Source organism: Streptosporangium sp. NPDC001681, assembly GCF_040298085.1.
Classification (GTDB): Bacteria; Actinomycetota; Actinomycetes; order Streptosporangiales; family Streptosporangiaceae; genus Streptosporangium.
This window is the reverse complement of the sequence record NZ_JBEOZN010000050.1, coordinates 1-16,061: the sequence shown is the minus strand read 5'-3', so window position 1 is coordinate 16,061 and position 16,061 is coordinate 1. Positions and strand designations below refer to the sequence as shown.

General features: G+C 70.7%; 16 protein-coding genes. 5 read left to right on the top strand and 11 right to left on the bottom strand.

All coding sequences use genetic code 11. The annotated features are described in order from the left end of the window. Positions 1-15: 15 nt before the first annotated feature. The 6 genes from ABT130_RS22840 to ABT130_RS22815 form a co-directional block, all read right to left on the bottom strand. Entirely contained in the window at positions 16-969 is a 954-nt protein-coding gene (locus ABT130_RS22840; protein WP_350915000.1) for an ABC transporter substrate-binding protein, read from the bottom strand. Between the two features lie 401 nt (positions 970-1,370). Then, complete coding sequence (locus ABT130_RS22835) at positions 1,371-2,225, bottom strand: Gfo/Idh/MocA family protein (RefSeq protein ID WP_350915002.1); 855 nt, start codon at positions 2,223-2,225, stop codon at positions 1,371-1,373. Further along, positions 2,222-3,034, bottom strand: a complete 813-nt coding sequence (locus tag ABT130_RS22830; RefSeq protein ID WP_350958194.1) for an SDR family NAD(P)-dependent oxidoreductase — start codon at positions 3,032-3,034, stop codon at positions 2,222-2,224. Before ABT130_RS22830 ends, ABT130_RS22835 begins: the two co-directional genes overlap by 4 nt. Next, complete coding sequence (locus ABT130_RS22825) at positions 3,028-4,230, bottom strand: cytochrome P450 (RefSeq protein ID WP_350915006.1); 1,203 nt, start codon at positions 4,228-4,230, stop codon at positions 3,028-3,030. Before ABT130_RS22825 ends, ABT130_RS22830 begins: the two co-directional genes overlap by 7 nt. Beyond that, positions 4,217-5,233, bottom strand: coding sequence for a phosphotriesterase family protein (locus tag ABT130_RS22820; protein ID WP_350915008.1), 1,017 nt, complete (start codon positions 5,231-5,233; stop codon positions 4,217-4,219). Before ABT130_RS22820 ends, ABT130_RS22825 begins: the two co-directional genes overlap by 14 nt. Before the next feature lie 35 nt (positions 5,234-5,268). After that, complete coding sequence (locus ABT130_RS22815) at positions 5,269-6,048, bottom strand: phytanoyl-CoA dioxygenase family protein (RefSeq protein ID WP_350958191.1); 780 nt, start codon at positions 6,046-6,048, stop codon at positions 5,269-5,271. A gap of 119 nt (positions 6,049-6,167) precedes the next feature. Here ABT130_RS22815 and ABT130_RS22810 point away from each other — a divergent pair, with 119 nt between their 5' ends. Beyond that, positions 6,168-7,082, top strand: a complete 915-nt coding sequence (locus ABT130_RS22810) for a TIGR03621 family F420-dependent LLM class oxidoreductase (protein ID WP_350958188.1) — start codon at positions 6,168-6,170, stop codon at positions 7,080-7,082. Positions 7,083-7,152: 70 nt separating this feature from the next. Continuing rightward, complete coding sequence (locus ABT130_RS22805) at positions 7,153-7,734, top strand: histidine phosphatase family protein (protein WP_350915013.1); 582 nt, start codon at positions 7,153-7,155, stop codon at positions 7,732-7,734. Positions 7,735-7,797: 63 nt separating this feature from the next. Here ABT130_RS22805 and ABT130_RS22800 read toward each other — a convergent pair whose 3' ends face one another. The 4 genes from ABT130_RS22800 to ABT130_RS22785 form a co-directional block, all read right to left on the bottom strand. Beyond that, positions 7,798-8,571, bottom strand: coding sequence for a hypothetical protein (locus ABT130_RS22800; protein ID WP_350958185.1), 774 nt, complete (start codon positions 8,569-8,571; stop codon positions 7,798-7,800). A gap of 82 nt (positions 8,572-8,653) precedes the next feature. Beyond that, a complete protein-coding gene (locus tag ABT130_RS22795) occupies positions 8,654-8,911 on the bottom strand; it encodes a hypothetical protein (protein WP_245651823.1) in 258 nt (85 codons plus the stop codon). 123 nt (positions 8,912-9,034) lie between these two features. Continuing rightward, the gene (locus ABT130_RS22790) at positions 9,035-9,271 is read right to left on the bottom strand and encodes a DUF397 domain-containing protein (protein ID WP_030921376.1); all 237 of its coding nucleotides are present in this window, start codon (positions 9,269-9,271) and stop codon (positions 9,035-9,037) included. Continuing rightward, positions 9,272-10,132, bottom strand: coding sequence for a Sco1979 family transcriptional regulator (locus ABT130_RS22785; protein WP_433381878.1), 861 nt, complete (start codon positions 10,130-10,132; stop codon positions 9,272-9,274). It lies immediately after the preceding gene. Positions 10,133-10,448: 316 nt separating this feature from the next. On the opposite strand from ABT130_RS22785, the gene ABT130_RS22780 reads away from it, so the two are divergent. Together ABT130_RS22780 and ABT130_RS22775 are read left to right on the top strand one after the other, a co-directional pair. After that, the gene (locus ABT130_RS22780) at positions 10,449-10,880 is read left to right on the top strand and encodes an ATP-binding protein (RefSeq protein ID WP_350915019.1); all 432 of its coding nucleotides are present in this window, start codon (positions 10,449-10,451) and stop codon (positions 10,878-10,880) included. Between the two features lie 282 nt (positions 10,881-11,162). Continuing rightward, the gene (locus tag ABT130_RS22775; protein WP_350915021.1) at positions 11,163-13,559 is read left to right on the top strand and encodes a helicase-associated domain-containing protein; all 2,397 of its coding nucleotides are present in this window, start codon (positions 11,163-11,165) and stop codon (positions 13,557-13,559) included. Positions 13,560-13,727: 168 nt separating this feature from the next. Here ABT130_RS22775 and ABT130_RS22770 read toward each other — a convergent pair whose 3' ends face one another. Beyond that, positions 13,728-14,708, bottom strand: a complete 981-nt coding sequence (locus ABT130_RS22770) for an ABC transporter substrate-binding protein (protein ID WP_350958183.1) — start codon at positions 14,706-14,708, stop codon at positions 13,728-13,730. Positions 14,709-14,826: 118 nt separating this feature from the next. On the opposite strand from ABT130_RS22770, the gene ABT130_RS22765 reads away from it, so the two are divergent. Further along, positions 14,827-15,903 carry a FecCD family ABC transporter permease gene (locus ABT130_RS22765; protein WP_350958181.1) on the top strand — a complete coding sequence of 359 codons (1,077 nt, stop codon included), beginning with the start codon at positions 14,827-14,829 and terminating at the stop codon, positions 15,901-15,903. Positions 15,904-16,061 lie beyond the last annotated feature (158 nt).

Sequence of the window (16,061 nt, the reverse complement as noted above, 5' to 3'; positions counted from 1 at the left end):
GGGGAGATCTGTCAACTAGCTGGCCGCGGCCTTCTGCACGGCCTCGCCGACCTGCTTGGCGAGGTCCACGACGCGCGGCCCCCAGCGGGAGGCGATGTCGTCGTCGAGGAGGATGACCTGGTCGTTCTTGATGGCCGACAGCTTGGACCAGCCCGGTCGCTTGGCGAGGGTGTCCTTCGACTGGCCGCAGCACTTGGTGTCGGCCAGGAAGACGAGGTCGGGGTCGGCCTGCGCGACGAACTCGGCGGAGAGCTTGGGGTAGCCACCCGCTGCGTCGGGGGCCTTGTCGGCGATGTTGGTCAGGCCGAACAGCCCGTAGATCTGGCCGATGAAGGTGGTGGAGGTCGCCGCGTAGGGGGTGACGTCCAGCTCGTGGTAGTAGGTGAGCTTCGTGTCCTTCGGTGCGGCGGCGGCGAGCTCGTCGATCTGCTTCTTCATCTGCGCGGCGAGTTCGGTGGCCCGCTCGCCGTTGCCGGTGGCGGCACCGAGGTCGGTGATCTGGTCGTAGGTCTCGTCGAGTTTGGTGGCGGCGGGCTCCAGCAGCACCGGTACGCCGACCTTGCCCAGCGCGGCCACGATGCCGTCGATGTCATCGGAGAGCACGACCAGGTCCGGCTTCTGGGCGATGATCGCCTCAACGTTCGGCTTGAAACCGGACAGCTCGCTCTTCGGCGCTTCCGCGGGGTGGTTGGACTGGTCGTCCACCGCGACGACCTGTGATCCCGCGCCGATCGCGAACAGGCTCTCGGTGGCGGCGGGCGAGAGCGAGACGATCCGCTCGGGCCTGCTCTCGATGGTGACGGAGCCGTTGCCCGCCTCGACGGTGACCGGGAAGCCCGCCGCCGAGGGAGTCGCGGCGGCACTTGCGGAGGCGGTGGAAGGCGAGGTCGCGGGGGAGGTCTGGCCGCATCCGGCGAGGGTCAGTGCGGCGAGCAGGGCGCCGGCGAGGGCGCTGCGTACGGGCCTCAAGGGAGGTCCTTTCAGTTACCGGAACCGAGGGACCCAGACAAGGACGGGTCACCCTTTTCCACGAGGGTCGGCGTCGACGACGTGGCGGAGGCGACCTGGCTCGACCCACGAGGGGCCATGACAGTTGCGGGACAGCGCCGGACTCACACCGGACTTCGCTCACACCACGCGTTGGACGAACGCTATCAACTCCCCCGAACAGCCTCTATGCCGAGACCCTGGACGGACCGCTCTGTGGCTCTCCGGGTAGGCCGCGCCCCGGAGGGACCGCCCACCGAACCTCCGGATCCGGCCTCCAGGCACATCGCCACCGACGAGCCGGCCCGCCGCGGCTCCGGAGGGACCGTCCGCCAAGCCTCCAGTCGCTCGTCCGGCGGGCCGTCGTTCAGCAGAGGCGCCTCTCAGCCGAGTTGCTCCTCGGCGGCGGCGATGATCTCCTGCAGGCGCAGGCCGTGCGCGGCGTCCAGGGGGTGGCCACCACCGCGCCGCACGGTCCGCTCGAACTCCATGAGCATGAGGGAGAAGACGTCGGAGCCCAGCCGGGTGTCGTCCATGGTCTCCCGGCCGAGGCGGCCGTAGATCTCGACGTCGGAGGGCGGGCTCTCACCCGGCACGCTCATGCACAGCGACGCCTCGCTGACCGCGCCGGTCTCGTGCTCCAGCAGCAGGCCGACCCAGCCCAGCGGGTTGCCGTGGGCGCGGACCCCGACGATCCTGCCGAGCGCGGCGTCCAGCATGTCGATCATGTGCGGGCCGACGTCGAGGATCGCGCCGCGCTCCAGTCGCCAGGAGGTGGCGAAGGCCCCGCCGAGCATCGCCCCCGAGATGTTGGCCGCCCGGCCGCCGAACGGCTCGATGGCCGAGACCCTGGCCAGGAAGGCCCGGGTGGCGGGCGAGTAACGCCAGGTGAGGACCATCTGCGAGGCCACGCCCGCCTCGGCGACCGCCTCGGCCAGCCGCCGTGCGCCGTCCAGATCGGCGGCGAGCGGTTTCTCCAGCAGCAGTGCCTTGCCCGCCTTGGCGGCGAGCACGCCGAGCTCCGCCTGGACGGCGGGCGGCACCGAGAACGCGACCGCCTCGCAGTTGTCGAAGAGCTCCTCGATCCGTTCGAAGACCGGAGCACCGAACCTGGCCGCGGCCTCGGGGCGACGGGCCCACACCCCCGCCAGACGTGTGTTCGGACCAGCCGCCAGCATCGGCGCGTGCACCATCTCGGCCCACGGTCCGGCACCTACCAGACCCACAGATAACGTCACGGATCCAGTTTCGCACGCTCCCAGGCCCTGATCGCGTGCTCCGGACGGTGCGCCGTCGTCCCGCTGTCGACCACGATCGTCTGGCCGGTCACGCACCGCGCCTCGTCCGAGGCGAGGAACGCGACCAGCGCCGCCACGTCGTCCGGCTCCGCCGCCCAGGGCAGCAGGCGTTCGGCCGCCTTCTCCGCCAGCCGCCGCGGGGACATCGCCCCGCGCGCCGCGTCGGTCATGACGAGGCCGGGGGCGACCGCGTTGCAGCGGATGCCGCGCGAGCCGTACATGGTGGCGACGTAGCGGGTGAATCCGGTCAGGGCCGCCTTGGACGCCCCGTAGGCCGCGTGGTCGGCGTCGCCCACCAGCCCGGACACCGACGAGGTCAGCACGATCGCGCCGCCGTCACGCATCGCGGGGACCGCGTGCTTGACCATGAGCATCGCCCCCCGCAGGTTGACGGCCATGGTGCGGTCCCAGACCTCGACGTCCAGGTCGAGCAGGTCCTGGTCGCGGCCGTAGACGTCGCGGTCCAGACAGGCGGCGTTGGAGTGCAGCACGTCCAGCCCGCCGAACGAGCCGATCAGCTGCGCCACGGCCGCCTTCACCTCCTCCTCGTCCGACACGTCGCAGTGGAGCGCGCACGCCGTACCGCCGCGGGCCCTGATTCCCGAGGCCACCGAGCGCGCGCCCGCGGCCCACAGGTCGGCGACCCCGACGCAGGCTCCCTCGGCGGCCAGCCGGCGCGCGGTCGCCGCGCCGATTCCCGAGGCGGCGCCGGTGACCAGCGCCACCCGGCCGTCGAAGCGCGTCACCATTCCACGTTCAGCGCGGTCAGGCCCCGCCCGACCAGCGACGTGCGGTAGGTGACGGGCGGTCCGCCGGATGCCAGGCGGAGCCCCGGGAGGCGGCGGCCCAGCACCTTCAGCGCGGTACGGAGCTGCAGGCGGCCAAGCGCGGCCCCCACGCAGAAATGGATGCCGTAGCCGAGCGTCATGTGCGCGTCGGCGTTGCCGCGGTCGATCCGGAACTCGTCCGGCTCGTCGAAGACGCGCTCGTCGTGGGCCGCGGAGTCGGTGGAGAGCAGGCAGAGCGAGCCCTTCGGGATGGTCACGCCGTGCATCTGCACATCGACGGCGGCGTACCGGAAGGAGCCGAGGCTGGCGCCGTCGATGCGCATGCACTCCTCCACCGCGTTCTGCACCAGCTCGGGCGGCACCGGCCAGATCTCCTCGCGCAGCAGCCTGAACACGCTGTTGCCAAGCTGGTTGGGCACGGTGTCATTGCCGCCGAGCAGGATCGTGGAGATCAGCTCGACGACCTCGCGGTGCGACAGCTCGGTGCCGATCAGCGAGGTCATCAGCGAGACGAAGTCGTCGCGCGGCTCGGCGGCGCGGGAGGCGACCAGCTTGTCGACGTAGTCGAGGTAGGTCAGGAAGCTCTCGGCCAGCACCAGCTGGCGCTCGGGCGGCTGCGGCGACAGGAAGAGCTGAAACCAGTCCTTCACATGCTCCTTGACGAAGGCCTCGTCCTCCTCGGGGACGCCGATGAAGCGGGCGGTGAGCTTGACCGAGGGCACGTGCGCGATCTCCGCGACCAGGTCTCCCCCGCCACTCGGGATCACCCGGTCGAGCACCTCCTCGTTCAGGTCGCGGAAGCGCTGTTCCATCGCGGCGACGGCGCGCGGGGTGAAGGCGCGCGAGACCGAGCGGCGCAGCCGGGTGTGGGTGGGCGGGTCGACGTTGGCCACGAAGCTGGACAGGAACGAGCCGTGCTCGCCCAGCACCCGCCTGGTCTCGTCGGCGAGGCTGCGGGAGATCGTCAGCGAGCCCTCGGAGGAGAAACGCCTGGGGTCGCCGTAGGCGGCGCGCACGTCCTCGTGCCGGCTGATGACGTAGGCGCCCAGGTGCTCGCTGTAGAACACCGGACGCTCGTCGCGGAGCCTGCGCAGGAAGTCGTAGGGCGCGGCGACGTGCCAGGCCGCGCTGACGTCGAAGTCCTCAGCGGTAATCATGACCTGCCTCTCGGTACGGCTCGCGCCGGGCGAGGATCTGGCGGGGGTTGGCGATGAGCATCAGGTCGATCTGCTCGGAGGTGACGCCTCGCCTGCGGAGCTCGGGCAGTACGTCCCTGGAGATGTGGAGCAGGTGGTAGTTGGGGTGTCGTTGCCGTACGACGTCGGCGTCGAAGCGGTCGTTGAAACAGTAGGAGTCGTGGGACAGGACCATCCGGTCCGCGTGGCCGCGCGCGGCGAGTTCGGCGACGATCGCCACCCGGTTCTCGAACGAGCTGATCGTCTCGATACCGAATCTGTCCATGCCCAGGTAGGAGCCGTTCGCGATGAGTTCTTCCAGGTAGGTGACGTCTGTTGCGTCTCCGGCATGCCCGATGACGACCCTGGAGAGGTCCACGCCCAGCCGTGCCAGCAGCTTCTGCTGCTCCAGGCCGCCGCCCGAGGCGCTGTGCGAGTGGGTGGAGATCGGCACCCCGGTCTCCAGGTGCGCCTCGGCGACCGCGCGGAAGACCCGCTCACAGTTGGCGGTCATGCCGAGGTGGTCGGTGGCGCACTTGAGGATGCCGGCCTTCACACCGGTACGGCCGATCCCCTCGGTGATGTCCCTGACGAAGAACTCGGCCAGCCGGTCGGCGCCGCCGAACAGCGAGCCCGGCCCGCGGTTGCCGAAGTAGGGCGGGAGCGCGTCGTAGGTGTAGAGGCCGGTGGCGACCACGATGTTGACCTCGGTCAGCTCGGCCACCCGTTGCACCGCGGGCACGTAGCGGCCCAGGCCGACCACGGTCAGGTCGACCACCGTGTCGATGCCGTGCCGTTTCAGGTCGTTCAGCTTGGCCGCCGCCTCGCGGGCGCGGGTTTCGAGGTCCCACCCCTCGGGGATGTCCGGCCAGTTCCACAGGATCTCCGGGCTGAGCCCGAAGATGTGCTCGTGCATGAGCGTCGCGCCCGGGTCCCCGATGGGGCCGGTGATCGTCTCGATGCTCGGGGCGGGGTTGTCACTCATGTCCGGTCACCACTCCTCGCTCGTCGCCGGCCCGGTCACGTGTGCGCGACGACGGGGAACCTCGGGTGTTCGAACGGCTGGTTGACCGTCAGTCCCAGATCGTCCGTCTGCCCGTACGGCGTCCCGGTGTAGAGCGCGTCCGCGTCGAAATAGGTGACCGTGAACGACAGCCTGGCGCTGTCCCTGCGGTTGGCTGCCGCCCCGTGGACGGTCAGCGCGTGGTGCACCGTCGCGTCCCCGGCCGCGAGGTCCAGCGGCGGTGAGATCTCCAGCTCCTTCAGCCACGGGTGCTGGCTGAGCTGGTCGTCACCGTCCCTGGCGAAGGAGCGGCCCAGCAGGCCGTAGCGGTGGGAACCGCACAGGAACCGGAGCGAGCCCATGTCCGCGGGCACGTCCACCAGGGCCAGCCAGACGGTGAGCATGGCCGAGCGGTCCATCGGCATCCACGGGAAGTCCTGATGGAACTCGGTGGCGCCGTGCCCGCCGTCCGGCTCCTTGATCAGCAGGTTGGTCACCTGGATCCGTACCCCGGCCACCCCGTGCAGCAGCCGGGTGGCGCCGCGGCCGAGAGCCGGGGCGAAGGCCAGGTCCCGGAAGTGCTCGTCGGTCTCGGCGATGTCCCTGGACTGGCCGAACGCCTGGTCGACCTTGGAGGTGACCGCCCGCGAGCGCTCGGCGAGGTGTTCCCGGGCACGGTCGCGGAGCAGGGCCACGTAGCCGCCTTCGACCAGGCGTGGCAGCCTTACCCAGCCGTTGTCCGCAAAGAAGGCGACCTCGTCGTCGGTCACCTCGCGGACCAGGTTGTCGTCAGCCATTGGCTCAGTGTCGAACCTCGCACCCGCTAAAGCAAGCGCTTGGTAATAACAGTCGCCTTTCCGTGCCCGGACGGCGCGTCTATGCTTAGCAAGCGCTTGGTAGAACAGAGGGGATGCCGATGGATCGCCCGTTCCGGTTCGCCGCCGTGATCCGCGAGGCCGGCTCGGCCAGGGCCTGGGCCGAGGCGGCACGCCGCCTGGAGGGCTCGGGCTTCGACGTGCTGCTCGTCCCCGACCATCTGGTCGGTCCCCGCTTCGCGCCGGTCGCGGCGATGACCGCGGCGGCGTGCGCCACCAGCCGCCTGCGGGTCGGCACGCTGGTGTTCGCCAACGACTTCCGCCACCCCGCGGTGCTCGCCAAGGAGGCCGCCACCGTCGACCTGCTCTCCGAGGGCCGCCTGGAACTGGGCCTCGGCACCGGCTGGATGGCCGCCGACTACGCCGGCGCCGGGCTGGCGTTCGAGCCGCCAGGGGTCAGGGTGGACCGGCTGGCCGAGGCGATCACCGTGCTCAAGGGCCTGTGGGCGGACGGCCCCTTCACCTTCCACGGCAGGCACTACCGGATCACCGCCCTGGACCAGACCCCCAAGCCCCTGAGCCGCCCCCACCCTCGGCTGCTGCTCGGCGGCGGCGGCCCGCGCATGCTCGGGCTGGCCGCCCGCGAGGCCGACGTGATCAACCTCGGCATGCGGGTACGCGCCGACGGCACCGGCCCCGACGGCGCGGACGGCGGTCTGGACGCCTTCCTCGCCAAGATCGACCTGGTACGGCGGGCCGCGGCCGGCCGCTACCACCGGATCGAGCTCGGCACCAGCGTGCAGCAGCTCGGCGTCCGCAAGCGGGACGAGCCGTGGAGCGCCGCCGACTCCTCCCGGCAGGACGAGACTCCGCAGGTGCTGCTCGGCACCCGCCAGGACATCGTCGACAAGCTCCGCCACTGGCGCGACACCCACGACCTGTCCTATTTCGTACTCCACCACGAGCGCGACCTGGACGCCTTCATCCCGGTCGCCGAGGAGCTCGCGGGGCGCTGACCCGCGACGCTTCGGGGTCCCGGGGCCCCGGGGCGTGCGCGCCGGACCGCCGGCGGCATGATTGGGCATCATGGACCAGATGATTCTGCTTCGGCACGGCGAGACCGAATGGAGCCGGGACGGCCGGCACACCGGGCGCACCGATCTACGGCTGACCGCCGGAGGCGAGGATCAGGCACGGGCACTGGCCCCGCTGATCTCGGACCGGACGTTCGGCCTCGTCCTGGTCAGTCCGGCCCGGCGCGCGAGGGACACCGCCGAACTCGCCGGAATCAAGGACTACGAGACAGATCCCGACCTGTGGGAATGGGACTACGGCGGCTACGAGGGCATCACCACCCTGGAGATCCGCGAGAGGCGCCCCGGCTGGTACCTGTGGCGCGACGGCGTCGTCCCCGGCGACGCCGAGCACCCCGGCGAGAGCGCGGAGCAGGTCGGCGCCCGCGCCGACCGGGTGATCGCCCGAGCCCTGGCCGCGGACGGCGACGTGGTCCTGGTCGCCCACGGACACTACCTGCGGGTGCTGTGCGCCCGCTGGCTCGGCCTGCCACCGACCGACGGCCGCCTGTTCCGCCTGGACACCGGCACCTACTCCCGGCTCGGCTTCGAGCGCGACGAGCCGGTCGTCCTCACCTGGAACGCGCCCGTCTGACCCCTGACCCGCGATCGGAGCCCTCCCCCGGCTCCCCCTTTCCGCCGCGACAGGCCCTCCTCCTCACCGGAGATCGGCCTGGATCGGGGCAAGGCGGGAGCCGGGGAAGGGCGCCAGCAGGGTCTCCCGCCACGGGCCCGCCAGGAACTCCCTGGCCCGGCTACTCCAGTCGAGCAGCCGGCCGTCCGGCTCCACCTCGTCGTCCAGGCCGAGCGCCGCGTCCCTGGACCGCTGGAGCGCCAGGTGGTCGTCCAGCGTCATGCCCCAGACGGTGACGACCTCGGTGTCGCAGAACAGGACCTCGTACAGACCGATCGGGCGGTGGCCGTGGTCGGCGAGGACGGGCGCGCGCTCCTCGCGGACGGCGTCGAGGTAGTCCAGCGCGGCCCCGGGCCGCACCTGGGCGCTCTCGAACAGGTAGAACGGGGCCGCGTAGCCCTCCGCGGTGATGTCGGCGAGTGCCGGGCTGCCGCGCACGGCGCCCAGTGGCCGGGAGAAGGCGGAGAAACGCAGGTCGTCGATGTCGGAGAGGAAGAGCCTGCCGTCGACGCCGTCGTAGATGTTCATCATCTGCCGCCAGCCGCCGTCCCAGCCGCCGTGGCAGTCCCAGAGCGTGACCGCCTTGAACTGGGGGTGGCCGGTGATGCCGACGGCGTAGAAGGCGCCCACCAGGTCGATGTCCCTGGATCTGATCGACAGTCCCCGGGTCAGTTCCGGGGTGTCGAGGGCCTCGTCCTCCTTCTTGTAGCGGGTGAGCCAGGTGAGGTACTCCAGCGGCCTGCGGGAGTTCATCGGCCGGAAGTCGACCTCTTCGATCAGGTAGATGCCTCGCCGCACGGTAAGCGCCTCCTCAACCCAAGCGAATGCTTGGTTGAACACTAGTTGAGAAGGATCACGCCGTACAGCGTGGAGATCTCGTTCAGGCGGCCGCCGCGGCGGGCTGCGGACCTCGCCCCGTCAGCCATTCGAGGACCCGGCGGTGACCGTGGCAGGCGTCCTCGAAGTGGCCCCAGCGCCAGTAACGTGGCTGGTCGCGCACTCCGGTGACCCATGTGCGGTAGGACACCGGAGTGGGCGCACCCTCCCCCGTCGCCGCCGAGGCGACGCCGTAAGTGCGGATCACGACGCGCCCGCCTGGTGCGAACAGCACGTCGTCGGCCACCGGGTACAAGGTCATCTGGTCGAGCACGGCTTGAGCCCCCAATCACTGTGATCTCAAACTCTTCCGCGCCGTTCCACTCCCCCGGTTACACGGCCGACGCGGCCTGGTTAACCCGGCGGCCCTGAGGTAAAAACGGTGTTACACCGTTAAACCGTCGAACTCCCCATCCTTCACCCCGAGCACCAGGGCACGGATCTCATCCCTGGTGTAGATCAGGGCAGGCCCCTCTGGAAAACGCGAGTTCCGGACCGCGATGCTGCCATCCGAAAGTTCGGCAAGCTCGACGCAGTTACCCGTCGAGTTGCTGTAGCGGCTCTTGCGCCAGCTGGCCCCGGCAAGGTCAGTGGCCGGCATGCCGTTGTAGGTCTGCTCCATTTACATCTCTCTGAGAAGGTCGCCGAGGATCTCGGCGGTGCCCCCGGGCGTGGTGCTTTCCACGCACAACTGCTCCATGGCCGTGAGGTATGGATCGATGTCCTCACGTTTGTCCAAGTAGAGGGCACCCCAGAGCTGCTCGACATAGACGACGTCCGACAGGTCGGACTCGGGAAACCGCAAGATGCTGAACGCACCACCCTCGGCCGCGTGCATGCCGAATCGGAAGGGCATCACCTGGAGGGTGATGTTGGGAAGCGTGGCCACTTCCAGCAGGTGCTGGATCTGCTCACGCATCGTCTCCTTACCTCCGATGGGACGCCTCAGGGCCGCCTCGTCGATGACCGCCCACAATCGGGGGCCGTCCTTCTTCGTTAAGCGATCCTGCCGCTGCATGCGCATATGCACACGACGCTCGATCTCCGCCTCCGGCACGTCCGGGTAGCCCAACCGGATCACGGTGCGCGCGTAGGCGGATGTCTGCAGCAGGCCGGGAATGAACTGCACCTCGTAGGTGCGGATCATGTTCGTCGCCTCCTCCAGCCCCACGTAGGTGGTGAACCAGTTCGGCAACAGGTCGCCGTACTTGTGCCACCAGCCGGGGGTGTTCGCCTCGCGGACCATCTCCAGCAGGCCGCGCCGTTCTGCGTCGTCGAGCACGCCGTACAGGGTGAGCAGGTCTTCCACGTCACGCGTCTTGAAGCCGACGCGGCCGAGTTCCATACGGCTGATCTTGGACTCTGAGGCACGGATGTGGAATCCCGCTACCTCACGGGCGAGCCCCTTCTCCTCACGCAGCCGGCGCAGACTCGCGCCGAGCATGATGCGCCGGACAGTGGAACCGGTACCGGGCGGATCCATGGACACGTGATGCTCCTCGCTCGCTTTCCTGATCGACAGTCTGTCACTTCGCGGCCGAAGAATCCCTGGCCACGATCAAGATCCCCTTTCGTACGAAATTACCCAATCACCGGTAACGGTAGCGGTTGCACACACCTTATGCACGTGCATTCGCTCTTGCACCTGCACGGGAGTTTGCACCATGATTGCGGCTGTGCAGTCCGCCCAAACCGCGCCCCCCCGAGCGTCAACGTCATGGACGGCGCTCGACTGGTGGCCCCCCGCAGGCTGGTGGCCCGACTCCGCGCGCGATCTTCTCCCTGGATCCCCGGCAGTCATGGCCAGCGCCACCTTCGTGCTCCCGCCACACGCCGAGTCCGTCCACTCCGCCCGCAGCTTCGCGACGGGCACCCTCACCGGCTGGAACCTCGGCGAGCTGGGCGAGAACATGGAGCTGGTCGTCTCGGAACTGGCGACCAACGCCCTCAGACACGGCCTCCGGCTCGCCGAGTCGCGCGCCAGGGAGCCGATCCGGCTCTCCCTGATCCGGCGGGGCAATCTGGTCACCTGCACGCTCAACGACCCGGGAGCCGGCTTCCCCGCGCTCCGCGATCCTTCGCCACTCGACATCGGCGGCCTCGGACTGCACATCGTCGAGTCACTGAGTCTTCGCTGGGGCTGGGCACCGCTGGCCCCGTACGGCAAGATTGTCTGGGCCGTCCTGCGGACCGGCCTTCGTGAGGATCCCGCCCCCCTCGACCGCCCGTAGACCCACGAACGCCCGCCGCGTGCCGTTCCCCGCCCCGCTCCTTCACCGCCTCCACCGACCTCTTCCGGACGGCGCCGCCTCTTCCCCTTAAGGGCGCCAATCGGTCCCGGGGCCGCCGCTCCTCCCTCCCGGTGGCCCCGGGACCGGTTAGAACCGGATGGAGACCTCATATAACGCGTCGCATTCTGCGCGGTAGATGCCGTCAGAGATGCCCTCTGCATTACCGTGGATGTTTATGGCTCACGGAGAGTCCCCGCGCGAGATTCCTGAGAGAGCTGCGAGATGGACGATCACCTGCTCGGCTGGTTGAAAACCCTCGACGAAGAACGGCTCGCCCGAGTTCTGGCCAACCGGCCGGACGCCATCGCCCCACCGTGGCCGCGCCGCCTGGACACCCTGGCGCAGCGACTGGGCAACGGGTTCGCGGTGATGGAGGTCATGCGCGGCCTGCCGCTGCCCTCCCTGGAGGTGGCGCAGGCCGCACTGACCCTCGGCGAGCAGGCCGGGCCGGAGACGGTGGCCCGGTTCATGGGCGTGCCCGAGGCCGAGGTGGCGCCCTGGCTCGACCTGCTGTTCGACCACGCCCTGGCGTGGCCGGACAGCGAGGGCCGCATCCGGGTGGCCGAGGGGCTCGCCCGGTGGTGGACCGCCCCCTGCGGGCTCGGTGAACCGCTCCCCAACTACCTGAACTCCTGGACGGTCAGCGCCGACGCGCTGCGCGCGCTGGCCAGGACCCTGGGCCTGCCGCACGGCCCGAAGCGGCGTACGGTCGCCAGGGTCACCGAGATCCTCTCCGACCCCCACCGGGTGACCGCGCTGCTGGAGAAGGCTCCCGAGGGCACGGGGCGGCTGCTTGAGGAGTTCGCCTGGGACGGTCCTGTCCGCGACGTGGACGGCGGCGAGTTCGTGGTGCCGGGGTCTCCCGAGAAGTGGGCCGCCGATCACGGGCTGCTCTTCCGCCCCAGCTGGAATGTGGCCGAGATGCCCCGTGAGGTGGCGCTCGCGCTGCGCGGCCCCGACTACCACCCGCCCTTCACCCCCGTCCCGCCCGACCTCGCCACGCTCCCCGTCGACCCCGAGGCCGTCGACCACCTGATGACCCTGGCCGCGCCACACGTGGTGGAGCGCTGCGCCGCCATGCTGGAGAACACCGCGAAGTTCCCGCTGCCGCTGCTCAAGGCGGGTGGGGTGGGTGTGCGCGAGGTCCGGCGGGTGGCCAAGGACACCGGCTGCGACGAGGACGAGACCCGGCTGCTGCTGGAGGTCTGCGCGGTGGCCCGGCTGCTGGCCTGGGACGACTCCGCCGGCGGGCTGGTGCCCACCGAGAAGTTCGACCGCTGGCGGCTGGACGACGCGGCCGCCAGGCTCAGGGTGCTGCTGTCGGCGTGGTGGCGGATGGAGCGCTCGTCGCTCCGGAAGGTCGACGGCAAGTACGGCACGGTGCTCGGCGACGATCCCGCCGGGGCCATGGTCGCCCGCGCCCGGCGGGCGGTGCTCGGCGTGCTGGCCCGCCTGCCCGCCAGCACCGCGTGCGTCGACCTGGCCGGGCTGGTCGAGTCCGCGTACTGGCACGCCCCGCTGCTGGACCGGTCGCTGCTGGCCGAGTGCGCTCCCGCCGTGCTGGAGGAGGCCCGGATGCTCGGGCTGGTCGCCCTCGACACGATCACCGACCTCGGCCGCGCGATGGCCGGGCTGGACGCCTTCCCCGGCGACGAGATCGACGACTCCGCGCCCCTGGTGGAGAACGACCCCGTGCTGGTCGAGTGCTCCACCAGGGCGCTGGCCAGCGTGCGGCGGAGCGCGCTCTTCGGCGCCGACCTCACCGCGGTGGTGACCGGCCCGCCCGCCGGCGAGCTCGCCGAGCTGCTCGACCGGGCCGCCGAGCGCGAGTCGCGCGGCGCGGCCTCGGTCTGGCGGTTCACCCCGGCCAGCGTGCGCCGGGCCATGGACGCCGGCTACACCGCCGAGGGTCTGCTGACGGACCTCGCCGAGGTGGGCAGGGTGCCGCAGCCCCTCGAGTACCTGATTCACGACGTGGCCAGGCGGCACGGCGAGGTCACGGTGACCACCGTCGCCTGCATCGTGCAGGCCTCCGACCCGGTGCTGCTGGCCGAGATCGCCGGGCACCGGCGGCTGGGCAGGCTGGGCCTGCGGCTGCTCGCCCCGACCGTGCTGGCCAGCGCGATGCCCGCCGACAGGACCCTGGCGGCACTGCGGGAGAACGGCTACGCGCCGGTGCCCATCGAGGACACCGGGGAGATCACCATCCGCAGGGCCCGTGTCGAGGAACCGCGGAACGGGCGGCTGATCCTGCTGCCCGGGGGCAGGGTGGCCGAGTTCGAACAGCCCCCGTACCCGCTGGTGGAGCCACCGCCGGACCCCCGCGAGCACGCCCAGCGCCTGCTCGTCGCCGAGGGCCAGGCCACCCAGTCCGGTGGCAGGACGTGGGCGGTCATCGGCCGCATGGCCTCCCGCCTGCCGACCGCCCAGCAGTCGCTGCTCGGCTTCGTCGTCGATCGGGGTGTGCGGGCGGCGATCACACTGGCCGACGGCCTGACCGCCACCATCAGCCACGGCGAGCTGCGCAGCGGCGTGCTCGACGCGTGGTGCGAGGAGGCGGGCGACTATCTGGAGTTCCCGCTGGCCGACATCATCGAGGTCCGCGGCGCCTACGCCTGACCCCGCCGGCCGCCCCGCGGAGCCGAGCGCGTGGACCGGTGCCTCCCAGATCCGCGACCGCGGTCCGGCTGATGCGGTGGACATGAAGTGTGGCCGGGTTTCCGGTCGTCGTCTTGCCGAAGCCACCGTCGAAGCCACCGAACCCGGCGGACGTGCCCGGTCACCGGACTAGAGCTTCTTGGCCTTGACCAGGTCGGCCAGGAGCTTCTCCAGCACGTCGGCGTAGCCCTGGTAGCTGTAGCGCTCCTCGGCGTGCCAGGCGTAGACCTGCCCGGCCTTGACCGCGGGCAGCCTGGCGAAGGTCGGCTTCCCCTTCATCTCGTCGACCCGCATCGACTGGGTGCGGGCGTCCACCAGGATCACGTCCGCCTCGTAGGTGTCGGCGTTCTCCCAGCTCAGCGTCTCCCAGAAGCCCGCCTCGTCGACCTTGCCCGGCACCACGACGTCCAGGCCCAGTTCCTTGAAGTAGCGCACGTCCGCGTGGTCATCGGGATTGACCACCCACATCGCCTCCGGACCGCCCGACATGATCAGGATCTTCAGGTTCCTGGTCTCGGGGGTGACGAGCGCCTTGGCCGCGGCGTCGAACCTCGCCTTGGCCGCGGTCACCTCGGAGGCGTTGAGGTCTGCGCCGAGGGCGGCGGCCACCTCGCCGTACTTCCCGATGATCTCGGGCAGCGACCTGCCGACCAGGCGGACGCCGAGGGTGGGCGCCACCTGCTCGATGGTGGAGGTGGACTTCTCCGGCACGTACCAGAGGGTGTCTCCGGTGTACATGCCGCTGACCAGCAGGTCGGGCTGGAGCGAGATGTACTTCTCGACATTGAACTCGTCCCACACGTTGCCGATGGACTCGACCTTGGTGATGTCGACGTTGCCGACCTGGGGGTCCCTGGTCCCGTCCTTGAGCTTGTGCGGACCGAAGACCGCGACCGGGCGGACCCCGAAGTCCCAGAGCGCGGCGGCGGCGCCGACCTGGGCGACGACGCGGGCAGGGCGCTCGGGCCGCTCGATCCTCTTTCCGCGGTCGTCGGTGAAGGCCCACGGACCCGCCGCCGACGAGGAGGCGGCCGGAGAGCCACCGGCCGCGGGTGCCGTCTCGGTGCCGCTCCCGCACGCGGCCAGGGCGAACACGAGGCCGACAGCCATGAATCCCCGCCGCGGAAGGACAGGTAGCGACATTTCACTCTCCGAAGGATAGGCTTACCTAAATGGCTATTTCATTAGATTAGCCTTACCTTAGCTATACCGATAGGGAGGGGGCTCGGTGAGCAGGGCCGGTGTGGCCACGGCCGCGTCCGAGACGGCCGGGGAACCGGACGGCACGCCACCGCCGTCGCCGAAACGGCGCGCGGCCGCGCTGGCGGCCGGACTGCTGGCCGCGCTGGCGATACTGGTGCTGCTGGCGCTGGTCAGTATCGCGGTGGGATCGCGCTCGGTCCCGCTCTCCACGGTGCTGGACGCGCTGCTCGCACCCGACGGGTCCACCGACCACACGGTCATCAGGGACCTGCGCGTGCCGCGGACGCTGATCGGTATCGGCGTGGGCGCGGCACTCGGCCTGGCCGGCGCGCTGATGCAGAGCCTCACCCGCAACCCGCTCGCCGATCCCGGGCTACTGGGCGTCAACCAGGGCGCGGCGCTCGGCGTGACGGTCGCCATCGGGCTGCTGGGCCTGAGCGACCCCACCGCCTACGTCTGGTTCGCGTTCGCCGGTGCGGCCGCCGCCGCGACGCTGGCCTACGCGCTCGGCTCCGCCGGACGCTCGGGTGGCGGTCCGGTACGGCTCACGCTCGCCGGTGTCGCGCTGGGCATGGTGTTCAACGCCGCGGCCTCGGCGATCCTGCGGGCCGACACGGTGACCTTCGACCGGATGCGGTTCTGGCTCACCGGGTCGCTGGCCGGGATCAGCGCCGACGTGGCGATCCGGCTCGCTCCGTTCCTCGCGGCCGGCCTGGTGCTCGGGCTGCTGCTGGCCAGGCCGCTCAACGCCATGGCACTGGGCGACGAGGCGGGACGCGCGCTGGGCGTGAACATGGCCCGCACCCGCGGACTGACCGCGCTCACGGTCACCCTGCTGTGCGGGGCCGCCACCGCCGCCGCCGGGCCGTTGTGGTTCGTGGGCCTGGCCGTGCCGCACGCGGTACGCGCCTTCACCGGACCCGACCAGCGCTGGGTCCTGCCGTACACCGTCGTGCTCGCCCCCGTGGTGCTGCTCGGCTCCGACATCCTCGGCCGGGTGGTCGCCGCCCCCGCCGAGGTGCAGGTGGGCATCATGTGCGCGTTCATCGGCGCCCCGGTGTTCATCCTGCTCGCCCGCCGCCGGAGGCTCGCCGCCCTATGAAGACCACCCTCCCGGCACCGGCCTCAGAAGCCCGCCGCACGAACCCCTGCATGAAGAAGACCCCCCTCCCGGCACGAGCCTCAGAGACCCGCCGCACGAACCCCTGCATGAAGAAAACCACCCTCCCGGCACGAGCCTCAGAGACCCGCCGCACGAAC